The sequence below is a fragment of the Bacillus methanolicus MGA3 genome, from assembly GCF_000724485.1.
Lineage (GTDB): Bacteria > Bacillota > Bacilli > Bacillales > Cytobacillaceae > Bacillus_Z > Bacillus_Z methanolicus_A.
On sequence record NZ_CP007739.1, the window covers coordinates 1,076,125 to 1,090,042 of the forward strand.

The 13,918-nt window shown below is 36.8% G+C and carries 16 protein-coding genes and 1 pseudogene; 14 read left to right on the forward strand and 3 right to left on the reverse strand.

Translation table 11 applies throughout. The features are described 5' to 3' along the window. The first annotated feature begins 131 nt into the window (after positions 1–131). The 6 genes and pseudogenes from BMMGA3_RS05325 to BMMGA3_RS05350 all read left to right on the forward strand — a co-directional run bounded on the left by BMMGA3_RS05325 (position 132) and on the right by BMMGA3_RS05350 (position 4,034). Positions 132–1,698, forward strand: a pseudogene (locus BMMGA3_RS05325) (IS1182 family transposase). A 206-nt stretch (positions 1,699–1,904) separates the two neighbouring features. Then, positions 1,905–2,306, forward strand: coding sequence for a YlbD family protein (locus BMMGA3_RS05330; protein WP_003348832.1), 402 nt, complete (start codon positions 1,905–1,907; stop codon positions 2,304–2,306). Between the two features lie 18 nt (positions 2,307–2,324). Continuing rightward, positions 2,325–2,564, forward strand: a complete 240-nt coding sequence (locus tag BMMGA3_RS05335) for a YlbE-like family protein (protein WP_003348834.1) — start codon at positions 2,325–2,327, stop codon at positions 2,562–2,564. Between the two features lie 216 nt (positions 2,565–2,780). Next, positions 2,781–3,221 (forward strand): hypothetical protein, encoded by a 441-nt coding sequence (locus BMMGA3_RS05340; RefSeq protein ID WP_237712876.1) that lies wholly within the window; start codon positions 2,781–2,783, stop codon positions 3,219–3,221. Positions 3,222–3,279: 58 nt separating this feature from the next. Beyond that, positions 3,280–3,726, forward strand: a complete 447-nt coding sequence (locus tag BMMGA3_RS05345; protein WP_003348838.1) for a YlbF/YmcA family competence regulator — start codon at positions 3,280–3,282, stop codon at positions 3,724–3,726. Positions 3,727–3,758: 32 nt separating this feature from the next. Next, entirely contained in the window at positions 3,759–4,034 is a 276-nt protein-coding gene (locus BMMGA3_RS05350) for a YlbG family protein (protein ID WP_003348840.1), read from the forward strand. A gap of 31 nt (positions 4,035–4,065) precedes the next feature. Here BMMGA3_RS05350 and BMMGA3_RS05355 read toward each other — a convergent pair whose 3' ends face one another. Then, positions 4,066–4,455 (reverse strand): DUF7147 family protein, encoded by a 390-nt coding sequence (locus BMMGA3_RS05355; protein WP_003348843.1) that lies wholly within the window; start codon positions 4,453–4,455, stop codon positions 4,066–4,068. A 195-nt stretch (positions 4,456–4,650) separates the two neighbouring features. Here BMMGA3_RS05355 and BMMGA3_RS05360 point away from each other — a divergent pair, with 195 nt between their 5' ends. The 3 genes from BMMGA3_RS05360 to coaD all read left to right on the forward strand — a co-directional run bounded on the left by BMMGA3_RS05360 (position 4,651) and on the right by coaD (position 7,451). Next, entirely contained in the window at positions 4,651–6,075 is a 1,425-nt protein-coding gene (locus BMMGA3_RS05360) for a stalk domain-containing protein (protein ID WP_003348845.1), read from the forward strand. A gap of 320 nt (positions 6,076–6,395) precedes the next feature. Further along, the gene (rsmD, locus tag BMMGA3_RS05365) at positions 6,396–6,956 is read left to right on the forward strand and encodes a 16S rRNA (guanine(966)-N(2))-methyltransferase RsmD (RefSeq protein ID WP_038502094.1); all 561 of its coding nucleotides are present in this window, start codon (positions 6,396–6,398) and stop codon (positions 6,954–6,956) included. Between the two features lie 12 nt (positions 6,957–6,968). Next, positions 6,969–7,451, forward strand: a complete 483-nt coding sequence (gene coaD / locus BMMGA3_RS05370) for a pantetheine-phosphate adenylyltransferase (protein WP_003348849.1) — start codon at positions 6,969–6,971, stop codon at positions 7,449–7,451. Positions 7,452–7,487: 36 nt separating this feature from the next. On the opposite strand, the gene ylbJ is transcribed toward coaD, so the two are convergent. Next, the gene (gene ylbJ / locus BMMGA3_RS05375; RefSeq protein WP_003348850.1) at positions 7,488–8,702 is read right to left on the reverse strand and encodes a sporulation integral membrane protein YlbJ; all 1,215 of its coding nucleotides are present in this window, start codon (positions 8,700–8,702) and stop codon (positions 7,488–7,490) included. Positions 8,703–8,910: 208 nt separating this feature from the next. Between ylbJ and BMMGA3_RS05380 the strand changes: the two genes are divergently transcribed. Together BMMGA3_RS05380 and BMMGA3_RS05385 are read left to right on the forward strand one after the other, a co-directional pair. Next, positions 8,911–9,702 carry a patatin-like phospholipase family protein gene (locus BMMGA3_RS05380; RefSeq protein ID WP_003348851.1) on the forward strand — a complete coding sequence of 264 codons (792 nt, stop codon included), beginning with the start codon at positions 8,911–8,913 and terminating at the stop codon, positions 9,700–9,702. Then, complete coding sequence (locus BMMGA3_RS05385; protein ID WP_003348852.1) at positions 9,699–10,724, forward strand: SepM family pheromone-processing serine protease; 1,026 nt, start codon at positions 9,699–9,701, stop codon at positions 10,722–10,724. Before BMMGA3_RS05380 ends, BMMGA3_RS05385 begins: the two co-directional genes overlap by 4 nt. 60 nt (positions 10,725–10,784) lie before the next feature. On the opposite strand, the gene BMMGA3_RS05390 is transcribed toward BMMGA3_RS05385, so the two are convergent. Further along, the gene (locus tag BMMGA3_RS05390) at positions 10,785–12,020 is read right to left on the reverse strand and encodes a nucleotidyltransferase (protein ID WP_003348853.1); all 1,236 of its coding nucleotides are present in this window, start codon (positions 12,018–12,020) and stop codon (positions 10,785–10,787) included. 167 nt (positions 12,021–12,187) lie between these two features. Here BMMGA3_RS05390 and BMMGA3_RS05395 point away from each other — a divergent pair, with 167 nt between their 5' ends. From BMMGA3_RS05395 to BMMGA3_RS05405, 3 genes are all read left to right on the forward strand, one after another. Next, entirely contained in the window at positions 12,188–12,712 is a 525-nt protein-coding gene (locus tag BMMGA3_RS05395) for a YceD family protein (protein WP_003348854.1), read from the forward strand. Positions 12,713–12,796: 84 nt separating this feature from the next. Then, positions 12,797–12,970, forward strand: coding sequence for a 50S ribosomal protein L32 (gene rpmF, locus BMMGA3_RS05400; protein ID WP_003348855.1), 174 nt, complete (start codon positions 12,797–12,799; stop codon positions 12,968–12,970). A gap of 136 nt (positions 12,971–13,106) precedes the next feature. After that, positions 13,107–13,868 (forward strand): enoyl-CoA hydratase/isomerase family protein, encoded by a 762-nt coding sequence (locus BMMGA3_RS05405; protein ID WP_003348856.1) that lies wholly within the window; start codon positions 13,107–13,109, stop codon positions 13,866–13,868. Positions 13,869–13,918: the final 50 nt, after the last annotated feature.

Below are 13,918 nucleotides of genomic sequence, written 5' to 3' on the forward strand. Positions count from 1 at the left end.
TGACCCAAAAGGAACTAAAAATTTCCTTTAAGAGGTCGCCCCTCTTATTTTAAAAAAAATATAAAAGAGAATCGCTCCATTTGGTAAAATTGAAGTGACCAAACAACAACCACCAAAGGAGCGATTCTCTTATGAAACATGATCATATTTCCTTTATTTATTATAACATGGACCAACTTATTCTACCACTAGATTTAGAAATCCTCATCCCTGAACATCATCTCGCACGTGTTGTGCATGAAGCGGTTGAACAGCTGGACGATTCTATTTTTCTCCCTCATTACAAAGGCGGTGGCCGCAGCAGTTATCACCCGAAAATGATGTTGAAGATTTTAGTGTATGCGTATGCCGAAAAAATTTATTCTGGTCGAAAAATTGCCAAACAGTTGAAAGAAAACATTTACTTCATGTGGCTAAGCGGGAACCAACAACCGGATTTCCGCACCATCAATCGATTTCGATCCGAACGTATGAAACCCATTATCTATGAAGTCTTCTTCTCAGTAGTCGAACTCCTACGTCAAAAGGGACTTGTTCGACTCGAAGATTACTATTTGGATGGAACCAAAATCGAAGCCAATGCCAATCGATATTCGTTTGTGTGGATAAAGGCTGTCAAGAAATATGATGAGAAACTGAATGAGAAATATCGAAAAATCGCCTTTGACATTGAAAGGGTTCTCGAGAGAACTCCAACAAGAGTCATTGGATTTAGACGAGCAATTAGAACAAAAGCCTGTTACCTCTAAAGAGATTCAAGAAACCATGAAGAAAGTAGATGAGCATTTAAAAAAAGATCCGTCTAATAAAACGCTAAAGAAAGCAAAGAAACAATTGAGTGAAGACCTTCTCCCACGGAAGCAAAAATATGAACAACAACGAAAAATTGCCCAAGAACGAAACAGTTTTTCAAAAACCGATCATGATGCGACCTTCATGCGAATGAAAGAAGATCACATGAAAAATGGACAATTGAAACCAGGATATAATGTACAAATGGGAACGGAAGGTCAATTTATCATTGGGTATTCTCTTCATCAACGAGCAGGAGACACACGTTGTTTCATCGAGCATCTGGAACATGTAAACCAATACATTTCCCTCCCTCAAAATATTATTGCCGATTCTGGATACGGGAGCGAGGAGAACTATACATACTTAGAAGAACAAGGAAAGAAAGCATACATTCCTTACAATACGTTTGACCAAGAGCAAAAGAGAACATGGAAAAAACGGATCGAACGAGTCGAAAACATGGAATATGATGAGGAATTCGATGAATTCATTTGTGCGAATGGACAACGTTTCACTTTTCAATATGAAACAAAGAAGGAATCAGACCACGGGTACCTATCAATCAAACGTCGATATCGATGCGATCAGTGTCAAGGTTGTCCATTCCAAAGTACTTGTGCAAAAGGAAAAACGTATCGCACCATCACCATTTCATTAAAGAATCAGATTCAAAGAAAGGAAGTAAAAGAACGATTACATTCTGACGATGGAAAAGAAAAATATCGACGTCGAAAGATTGATGTGGAAAGTGTGTACGGTCAAATCAAGCAGAATCAAGACTTTCGACGTTTTCATTTACGAGGCCTCTCCAAAACGACTGTGGAATGGGGTCTAGTTTGCGTTGCACACAATTTTAAAAAGTGGCAAAAAATAAGGGCACTTCAACAAAGGGGAATAAAATAATCCCCCGATCTAGTGTAAATAGTAAGAAAATACACCATAAAATTAACAATAAATATCAAAGTTATACAAAAAAGCTGACTCAACATCGCTTAAATGCGATGTTTTGAGTCAGCCCCTTTTTTACTACCGGTTTTTCTTTGGCGAACCATTTTTTTGTTTTTTCATATCGTATTTATAGGCATATGTAATGAGAAGAGGTGAATATTATGGCTAAGAAAAAGCTTGATCCATCTGTCGAAAAATTTAAGGAGTTTGTCCAAGCAAATCCCAAAATTATTAAAGAAGTCCGTAAAGGAGAAACGACTTGGCAAGAATTATATGAAGATTGGTATTTGCTTGGTGAAGAGGACCCTCGCTGGGATATGTACCGATCCGAAGAAACAGAGCAAAAAGAATCCGTAACGGAAAAAAAGGATGATTGGAAGACACAATTAATAGGATTGTTTAAAAAGATGGACGTAAATCAATTCGAGCAGCAGATTCATAATATAAGCCAAGCACTTGGGGCCATTCAAGGAGTTATTGGACAATTTCAAGATGGTTCCCAAACAAAAAGTACTTCTGCAAAGGTGCAGCCTCCCCATCCATTCCAATTTAGAAAAGATTGAAAATAGGAGCCAAACTAAATGCGAAAAGAAATAATTGATTTTATAAATCGCAATCAGGAACTAAAACAATTTATCCGTGAACAGCCTCAATGGTACCGGACGTTATCAAGATACCCTGAAAAAATACAGACAATGCAAATTGCATCCATGCATCACAATAGAAGGACGATTCCACATAAGGTAGAAAAGTTTACGAACGGAGTCCAAATGGCTTCAATGATGATGCACATGTTCCAAATGATGAATTCAAATTCATAAAACGAGCTTCCTCTAGAATGAGAGAGCTCTTTTTTATGAAAATAGATTGTAATTATCGCGATTATTTTCGGATAACCGCGATTTTTTCATTTTACCGTAAATCATTATTAAAATGGACAAGCGTTTTCGGCTCTAGCTCTTGTCCATTTTTTAATTGCGGAGCCTTTCAATGGAGTAAAAAGACAACAGAATGCAAAGAATACCTTTAAAAAAGGAGTGAAAGAATTGAGGTTTGTAAAAATCACCTTACAATTATTGATATTATCAAGTCTATTGTTAGGTTGCCGAAAGGATATACCTAAACCGGAAACAAATATATCAATATTGCCAATTGATTATGTAGATGCAGCCGCCAACACGCCTGTATCGGTTCTGGAAGATGAAAGGGACAGGACATTTTTTGTCCGGCATCATGTTAGAAATGGGAATCTCTATATTGAATGTATGATTTCAGGTATATCTTTTCGAAGCAATCATACTGGTAATAAAGGGAAAATGATTTTGTTTATTGATGGGAAAAAGACAAAAGAAATTTCTTCGGCAGCTTTTATTGTTAAAGGCTTGAACCCTGGAACGCATAAAGTCAAATTGGAAATTGTAAAAATAAATAATCAGCCTTATGATCTCACGAAAGAGTTTTATGCAACCATTCCATAAGCGAATGTTTCGATTTTCTGCCGTTTCATGATAAAATAAAGGACGGAGGTGAGCGAAATTGCTTGCTACAAGTGAACGAGTTATTATATTAGAAGAGGCAGAAGAGCTGGCAAAAATGGTGTTGCAATCAGAAGCAGCTGAAAAATATCGCTTTCGTTTATATAAATTAAAAACAGATAGGGAAACTCAAAGAAAGATCCAAGCTTTTGTAAAATTGAAAGAATTGTACGAAGAGGTACAAAGGTTTGGCAAGTACCATCCCGATTATAAAAAAGTGATGGGAGAAATCCGGGAAGCAAAGCGTTCAATGGATCTTGATGAAAATGTATATTTATTTAAAAAAGCAGAAAATGAACTTCAAGGTTTGTTGGATGAAATTGCGGTCATTATCGGTCATTCCGTTTCCAAACATATAAAAGTACCGACTGGAAATCCTTTTTTTGATAGCCTTTCCGGTTGCAGCGGGGGCTGCGGGACTGGTGGAAGCTGTGGCTGTTCAGCTTAAAGACAATTGTATTTTTGAAGGGGAAAAATGATATGTTTGTTCAACGGCAAGGAATTATTGTTTGGCTGTATTCACTCAAACATGCCAAAATGTTAAGAAGATTTGGAAATGTACATTACGTTTCCAAACGATTAAAATATGTTGTCTTATATTGTAATCTTGAGGAAACTGAGATGCTCTTGGAGAAATTACAATCTTTTCCATTTGTAAAAAAGGTTGAACCATCCTATAAACCTTTTTTAAAGATGGAATTTGAAAACTCAAAGCCGGATAAGGCAAAGGAATATGATTATAAAATGGGTATTTAAAAAAGGTGAGTGCATCTCACCTTTTATTGTTTTAATCAAGGGGCTGAATGTATCGGTTCATTCGCAATATTCCGATTAAATGCTGATAAAATAGTTCTTTTTCCGGAAACATTGTCGATGGCTTTATATCTAATTCAATGATTTCTTTATTAAGGCTTTTAGCAGTTTCTGAAAATAATTCATATCTTTTATTCGGAGTTTCATGCGGGTACGGAATTCCTTCCCTGCAAATATAGAGTGGCTGAAAATTTCCGCTTTCCGCTGGATTTAAAATTACAACCAATGAGGTTGCTTTTTTGCCATTGATCACCGTATGCATGGCCATCATATGCCTGAGCCGGTATTCATTTACTTTTGCTAGCTCAATTAATTCATATATATCAGAATATCCTTCTCCCAGTTCAATGAATCGTTGAATCAACTCCTACTTCCTCCTTTTATTTGATACTTCTATAACATCAATACTTTATCATTTTCAGTTTGAAAATAGAAGTAGCATGGTAAGGCCTATCTCTAATAAATACAGCAAATTTCGCTATTTTTTAACATTATTTGTATGACGGAAGCTCCTTGATTTGATATTGTTAAGATAAGATACTTGTTAAGGAGAAATTTGATGTTTAGGACATCTTTTTTCATTTTCATGATTTTATCTGCTGCAATCGGAGGTATGTTGTTTTGGCAATGGAAAGCATATACAGAAAAGCATGAAGCAACCGGCCGTTTGCAAACGGAACCTGTACACCAGCAAATAACCCTTGAATCGGTAGCTAATGAGTTAAAAATTTCACAGACAATTACCGGGTTAATTGATGGAAAAGAGTACAGAGTTTCTATCCCAAAAAATGTGTCTACATGGAAATGCTTGAAGGCAGATGGAACCCCTTGCATATCTAAAGACCAATTGCATGATACTTTCAAGGCGGAAGATGGAAAAATTGTTTTTTCTTATTCGATCTCTTTTAATAATCATTTATCTTCTCTTTTTTTTAATGAATGGACAATCTCATTGCGTGATGTTTCCACTTATTCCACAAAATTAGAAATTATAGATTATGCCAGAAGAGGAGGATCTTGGGCAGCAGGACTGCCTTTAAAAGGCTATAAGCAACTTGACTTTATTGACTATTTTGTATTTGAAGGGAAAAGGAAGAACTTTTCTTTATATTGGCAGAAAAAACCTCTCTATCAAGCAACAAATCTGTCGCAAATCAACTTTTTTGTGGAATCGAAAGAATCTGAACCTGTCAATCTATCTTCACTAAAATTTGTTTCTGATTTTCCTTATTTAACGGTTGTGTTAACTGACAGCTATCCGGAAACAGATGGAAACGGGATCATTGTTGTAAAGAAAAACATAAAGCAAGATATTTTAGTTAGAAAAGTTTTTGATTATTACTTCCGAGCTAAGTTCAGTAAGTCGGAAATCGAAGAGAAATGGCTTGCAGATGTGTTGGCTGCTTATTTTACAAAACAAAAAAGCCGTTCTACGAAAGGAGAAAAAATCATACAAGAGCTGACTACTAAGCTTTCTGATCAAGAATTAAAAGAATTCATGTCTTCCGTTATACTAGAAAAGTCTGCATTATCCGCAAAAGTTTTGGACGAACAATTATCAAAACAAAAAGGATTAAAAACGCAATTTTTTACTTTGAACAAAAATGAAACTGCTTCATTTGTTCCATTATCCTTTTTTGATTCGAGAAAAGTATACATAAATGGAGAAGAAAAAAAGGGCATTGAGATTTTATATCAGAATAAAAAGCGATTATTTCCGCTTATAGAAGTTCTCAATGGTCTTGGATATGAAGTAAAATATCGTACTGGCGAAAAAACATTGCTTTTAAATAAGGGGAATAACAGATACCGCTTTTATACCAATCGCAATATTTTTGTTTTTAATAAAGAGGATTACGGACTGCTGGAAAACCCCTTTCTTTTGATTAACGGTAAAATATATATTGAAGAAAAATGGCTTAGGCCCTTGTTTAAGATCAATATAAAAGAAAATGACTTTCAAATCGATATATTTTCTTTTTAGAAAAAAGAAAAAACCCTGCAAATACCTGCAGGGTCCTTCTATATCCTTTTAACAGGACAGAAGGCAAAGGGAGAGGAGAAACCGGAGGAAGAACTTATGGGGAAACGTAAGTCTTCTCCGCGGTTGGCAACAACACCATCGAATAGATGTTGTTAATAATAGTATTTCCACAATTTTTATGGTTATACACTTTTTTAATAATTATTTCAAGTATGTTGTTAAGAACGATTAAACAGTGAACGTAGTTGGCTAAAAAAATCAATTGTGTTAGGATAATGGAGAAAACTTCACAATAAGGGCTAACATAGTGGTGATCACCGATGAGAGTAATTTCTGGTGCCTGTAAGGGCAGGATTTTAAAGGCCGTTCCAGGGAGTTCAACTAGGCCTACTACAGATAAAGTAAAAGAAGCAATTTTCAATATGATCGGCCCATACTTTGATGGCGGGCTCGGCTTGGATTTATTTGCTGGAAGCGGTGGATTAGGAATCGAAGCGTTAAGCAGAGGATTAAGCAAGGTTATTTTTGTTGATAAAGACAAGAAAGCAATACAGATTATTCATGAAAATATTAAAACCTGCGGGTTGATGGAACAATCGGAAGTCTATCTGAATAGTGCAGAGAGAGCTTTAAAAGCAATTATCAAGCGGGGGCTTGTTTTCGATTTCATTTTTCTTGATCCTCCCTATAAAAAACAGCAGATTCCAAAAATTTTGGAAACCATTGATAAGGAAAATTTACTTTCTGAAAGTGGTGCAATCGTTTGTGAACATAGTGCGGATGTACATTTGCCTGAGAAAGCAGGCAATTTCATTCGCAAAAAGTACGAACAATATGGCATCATTGCTGTTTCCATCTATATTTATGGTTCTGAACATTAAGGAGGTATTTATTTGGCGAGCATAGCAGTTTGCCCAGGGAGTTTTGATCCGATTACATATGGACATCTGGACATTATTACAAGAGGTGCAAAAGTATTTGATGAATTATATGTCGTCGTGCTGAATAATTCATCGAAAACCCCTTTGTTTACTATTGAGGAAAGAATTCATTTAATTAAAGAAGTAACAAAAGATATAGCCAATGTGAAAGTCGATTTTTATCAGGGACTGCTCGTTGACTATGCAAAGAGCGTAAATGCAAACGCTATCATCAGGGGGCTTCGGGCAGTATCTGATTTTGAATATGAAATGCAAATTACGTCCATGAACAGGATTTTAAATGAAAATATTGAAACATTTTTTATGATGACGAAAAATCAATATTCATTTTTAAGCTCAAGCATTGTAAAAGAAGTTGCAAAATACGGCGGTAATATTTCGGAACTCGTTCCGTCTGTTGTGGAAAATGCATTGAAAGAAAAGTTTACTTCCTGATAAAGAAACGAGCACAAAAACGTGCTCGCTTTAAATTTATACTAAAATTTTCTTTTTTATATAGATAAAAATATAAATAAGAAGGGCAAAGATCGTAATGATAGGACCGGTTTCCACTAACCAAATATAAAGATGGCGAAGGAATGAACTTTCTTCAAATAGCAAAACTGGGATGGCGTTGGAAGGCTGCTCTTTATCGTAAAATTTTTCATAAACAGGCTCCCATAGAAGGAAGGCAAAAAAACTGGAAAAAATGCCATGAAGAATCCTCGAAAAGAAAAACGGCTTAAACCTAATATCGGTTTGTGCTAAAATGCTTGCTACTTGGGCCTGAACACTAAAACCGCTGAACGCAAGGATAAAGCTTGTAATCATAACTTGCTGTAAGACCGTTGCTTCTTGAACCTGGCTTGTCATTTGGCTTCCCAAGGTTATTTCAAAAAGGCCTGAAATTAATGGAATGCTAAGTGACTCAGGGAATTGCAGGACTCTTAACCCAAATGCAACCATATTTGCGAGAAACGATGTTATGTGCAAATGAAATAATAGCTTATTTATGACTGAAAATAATATGATAAATCCGCCAATCATCAATAATGTTTGAATAGAAGACATAACTGCATCTCCTAGCAATTTACCAATCGGTCGATTATCTTTCATTCTTGTTCGGTGCAAAGTTGACAACGCTGTTCGGATTGAAAATTTTTTCTTTCTTATCTCTTTTTCAGTGGTTTTTTCATTTCCGTAGAACCTCATCATTAAACCAACCGTGATGTTCCCAAGATAATGTGCTAGTGCTAAAATTACTCCTAAATGAGCATTATAAAAAAAACCTACTGAAACAGCGCCAAAAATAAACAAAGGGTTCGATGAGTTTGTAAAAGATACTAGCCTCTCTGCTTCGATTTTTGTTATCTGTCCCTCTTGTCTCATTCTTGCTGTAAGCTTAGCTCCGGCTGGATAACCGGATGCCATACCCATAGCCCAAACAAATCCACCTACTCCAGGAACTTTAAATAATGGCCTCATCAAAGGTTCCAGCAATTCCCCGATAAATTTTACGACCCCAAAACCAATTAGCATTTCTGAAACAATAAAAAACGGTAAAAGGGAGGGGAAGACAATTTCCCACCACATATTTAATCCTCTGATTGATGCATCCACTGATTCCTGCGGAAAAGAAATAAGGGATACTGCCATTAATGAAACCGAAACCGCCAAGAAAATCGATTTCAATTTTGAACGAAACAATTAAGGAGCCTCCCTCCAAAGCTGCCATACTGTGCAACTTGTTTAAACAATGTTAAAATATGTATTAGTCAAATTCCGGCATATACAAAGAGCAGTTGTGCTTTTCGAGTCTTGTCCCCATATAACTCAATATACTCATAGAACTTGAAAATAGACCATAAGTTTAGAACATGGATAGATTCAATGGTTAGTAAAGGAGGAAATCTCGTTGCGGCGTCCGAAAATAGGATTGGCACTTGGTTCGGGGGGAGCACGAGGATTTGCCCATCTAGGTGTTATTAAAGTGTTAAAAGCAGAAGGGATTCCGATTGATTTTCTGGCCGGCAGCAGCATGGGGGCCATGGTTGGATGTTTATATGCTGCAGGTCTTGATATTGATCGATTATATAAATTAGCCGGGGCATTTAAGAGAAAATATTATTTGGATTTTACTGTTCCGAAAATGGGGTTGATTGCAGGCAAAAGGGTAAAGGAATTGGTTCGTATTTTTACCCATGGCAAAAATATTGAACAGCTTGAAATCCCAGTCGGTGTAGTGGCAACCGATTTAATGACAGGGGAAAAAGTTGTATTTCGTCAAGGTCCGATTGCGGATGCAGTACGCGCCAGCATCTCCATACCGGGAATTTTTGTTCCGGAAAAATTAAACGGGAGATTGCTCGTTGATGGCGGAGTTGTTGACAGAATTCCTGTGTCGGTTGTCAAGGAAATGGGTGCGGATTTGATAATAGCTGTCGATGTTTCCCGTGTGAAAACTAATAGCGAAATTACTTCAATTTTTGATGTTATTATGCAGAGTGTCGATATCATGCAAAATGAATTGGTGATGAGTCGTGAAATCGCTTCGGACGTGATGATTCGGCCCCGGGTTGAAATGTATAGTTCGCAGGCTTTTACTAATATCGATGAAATAATATTGATCGGGGAAGAAGAAGCACGAAAACAAATCGGCAAAATTAAAAGTATCATTGACCGGTGGAAGGAGCCTCCTATAGAATGAGCAGAAAAAACTATATACGCTATTTGATTATTGCTGTAATTATTTTGTTAGCCAGCTTTTTTTATAATTTGCCTTACTATGTGTCAAAGCCTGGCATGGCAAAAGAATTGGAGCCGATTATTAAAGTTGATGGCGGATACGATGAAAAAGGAAGCTTAATGTTAACCACGGTAAGAATGGGAAGAGCTAATATTTACTCTTATATTCTTGCTAAACTAAGCAAGTATCAGGAAATTTTTCCTGCTGATATGATTAAATATGAAAATGAGACAGATGAAGAATATACACTTCGCCAGTTGAGAGCAATGGATGATTCCAAATTATCGGCGATCGAAGTTGCCTATAAAAAAGCCGGGATTCCAGTTAAATACCGGTATAAAGGTGTATATGTAATGAATGTCCTTCCCGATATGCCTGCTTCGAAAAAATTAAAGCCAGGAGATCGGATCTTTAAAATTGACAACTTTACGTTCAAGTCTTCAGATGAATTCAAGCAGTATGTCAGCAAAAAGAAGGAAGGAGATGAAATTCAAGTCTCTTATGTACGAAACGGCAAAACCGATCGCGCAAAGCTTCGAGTGATGCCTTTTCCCGGCCATCATGATCAATTTGGGATCGGCATTGTTCTCGAGGATGATAAGGATATCATTGTTGATCCAAAAGTCAAGGTCAATACGGATGATATCGGCGGTCCTTCTGCCGGACTGATGTTTGCCTTAGAAATCTATAATCAATTAACGAAAGGTGATTTGACTCACGGATTTAATATTGCCGGTACGGGGACTATTTCTCCGGACGGAACAGTTGGAAGAATTGGAGGCATTGAGCAGAAAGTCGTAGCTGCAGATAATGCAGGTGCTGATATATTTCTAGCTCCAAATGAAAATGGCGCAAATGGATCAAATTATAAAATGGCGGTCAAAACTGCAAAAGAGATTGGGACACATATGAAAATCGTTCCTGTCGACACGTTTGATGAGGCGGTTTCTTATCTGGAAAATTTAAGAGATAAGAAAAGCTAAACTTTCATCATTGGGGGATTTTATCGACAGTAAATGCGGGATAAACAGACAGCTGTTTCCCTAATTGGGGAAGCTGTCTGTTTGTTTTTGTGATAGATAAATTGGAGGGTGATGAAATTCAGTTTGCAAAAGTTTTGTTTGAAATGCAAGACCGGCTCCAAGGGAATAAACCCTCGAACTGCGTATATCTAATTCAATTTGGTTATTATAAAAGGGAGACAATTTAGAAACAATCGGAATATCTGATTGATGTTTAAATTTGTTCAAATAGTGTCTTCCTTTTTCGGTCATTCCTAAGAGCCGCAGATAACTTGCTTTTGGTTGCTTCATATCAGATTTTTTTGCATTTGTTAAAATATGGACACATGTTCTTTGCAGTCTTGTCCACGTATACCTCTTTGTTTTTATTTTTTTCATAAAGTCTTTAAAGCTATCTGCATAGAGAGCATAGGAAATCAATCGATTTTCAAGGCCTTCTTCCACTTCATAAATAGCTTTCAACTCTTCTTGATTTGTTTGCAGAAGTTTATAGCGAAGATATGGCCAATAGTTCTCCCAGCTGTGTAGCTGGCCGAATTCGTTTTTATATTGAGTAAGAAGTTGAAAAGTATGATCAGGAACATATTGTTTAATTTGCGCCATTTCATTTTTCTCAGAAAACAATGCTTTTCGGATACTTGTTGCACTAGCGATCGTTTGAGAAGAAAAATGTTCATCATGATAATCCGCATTTTTCCGTTTTATTGTATAGACTTTCATATCAAAACCATGGTCATCAATAGCTTTCATGTATTGAAACCCGAGAATATTGTTTGGTTTCGATAAATCAACGATTTCTTCATCAAACGGCAAATCTTGAAAGGCGAGGGACATCGCTTTTGGATAACTGACACCTTTTTCTATATGATGCTTTATTTGTTGCTGAAAGAGCTGGTTATGTTTTTTTATATATCTCAATGTCGCGTGAAAATTTGCTGTACTTCCGGATTCACTGCCAAAACAAATGCTATTGCATCCCGCTTTATATAGAATTTCGACAGCTCCTTTTGCAAATGTTTCCGCTTTTTGCACAGCAAACTGGTACGGAAGTTCAAATACGATATCGACGCCGCCTTTTAAAGCCATTTCAGCACGGGCCCATTTAGACAAAAGAGCAGGTTCTCCCCGCTGCAGAAAGTTTCCGCTCATCACAGCGATTACGAGATCTGCACCGGTTTCTTCCCGTGCTTTTTTTAAATGATAGGCATGTCCGTTATGAAAAGGGTTGTATTCAACAATAACGCCAACAATATTCATCATTCATTGCTCCCTATCAAATTGATATTTGAATATGATAAAATGACGTTTGCATAAAATTCGTTTAAATAAATGAGTTATTTACTACAGTATAGTGTAAAGAAAAAATATTGACAAATAATTATAAGAAAGCTATAATTACCTTTGTTGCCTTGGGGTGATCCAATTTGAAATGGACATTAAGTCAGTTGCAAAAATACCGAAACAAGGATTTTACTGTTGATGAAACGGTTCGGGTGGATGAAATCAAAGATGTTGATCCATCGATTCGAAGCGTTTCTCCGATGCATATTACCGGACGGGCAGACATTGATTCTGCAAGAGTGACATTTCACTTAAAAATGAAAGGTTATCTTGTGCTTCCTTGTTCTCGTACTTTAGTTGACGTGAATTATCCGATTGATGTTGAAACAACGGAGACCTTTCTGATTCACGATTCAGATTTTTATGAATCCGATGAGGAAGTTCATCAAGTAAAAGGCGATGTTATTGATCTTATGCCCATCGTACGGGAAATCCTTTTGCTTGAAGTACCGATGCAGGTATTCTGTGAAGATAGTAGTGAAGAGGGTGCTCCGCAATCAGGAAAAGATTGGGAAGTGATCCGCGAGGAAGATAGGAAACAAAAAATTGATCCTCGTCTAGCCGGACTGGCGAAACTATTTGAACAGAATGATTCTTCGGATTCATAACCGAAAAGAACTATGAAACGTGAAGAACCAGCTTTTTATCTGGCCTTCATAACTCTCTTGAATCTCTTTAAGGAGGTGGGAAGAATGGCTGTACCTTTTAGAAGAACTTCTAAAACTGCGAAAAGAAAGCGCCGTACTCATTTTAAATTACAAGTTCCAGGTATGGTAGAATGCCCAAACTGCGGTGAAATGAAACTTGCTCACCGTGTATGTAAAGCTTGTGGAACATACAAAGGAAAAGAAGTCGTTAACAACTAATTTCCAGTTTGATAAAAAGCACAAGGAGCGACAGCCCTTGTGCTTTTGTCATTTTACAAAATTTTCGCAATATTACTTGAAAGAATACAATGAAAATTTCTAAAATAAAAGGGAATCTTATATTTGGAGGGCAACCATGAAACCTTATTTATTAGAAGAACGGGAACAGGGATGCTTACTATTTACCATAAATAGACCTGAGAAGAGAAATGCCATAAATTTTGATGTGATGGATGGACTGAGTGAAGCGATCAATCGAACAAAAAAACCCGGAGTGAAAGCTCTCATTATTACCGGCGCTGGTGAAGATGCATTTAGTTCGGGTGGCGACCTATCTATTTTTCATCAGTTAAAAACTGAAGAGGAAGCTTATGGCATGCTCTCAAAAATGTCAAATATTTTATATCGATTGTTGACTCTTCCGAAACCAACAATTGCCCTTATCAATGGAACGGCAGTTGGAGGGGGCTGCGAATTAGCTGCAGCATGTGATTTTCGCATTGCAAAAAAAGGGCAAAAAGCAGGGTTTATACAAGGGAGTCTAGCAATTACGACAGGATGGGGCGGCGGCACCATTTTATTTGAAAAGCTATTGGCAGGAAATGCTTTGAAAATATTAATGGAATCACGGCTTTTTTCAGTTGAAGAATTAGCTGACTTTGGTTTTATCGACCACATTTATGACGGAGACCGTGAAGAAATTTGTGATGTTTTCTTAAGAAAGATTCTTTCTCTTGAAACTGAAGTTTTGACAGCTTACAAAAATATGCTTATAAGAAAGTGGACAGAATCGGGCCTCCAGCAAAGAATAGAGGAAGAAGTTCGAAAATGTGCTGTTTTGTGGGAGAAAGATGTGCACCATGAGCTCGTTGCAAAATTTTTAGAACGAAAATCTTAATTTTTGTTTCTAAATGGAATATGATATCAGTCTATCTTTTCTAGTAGCAG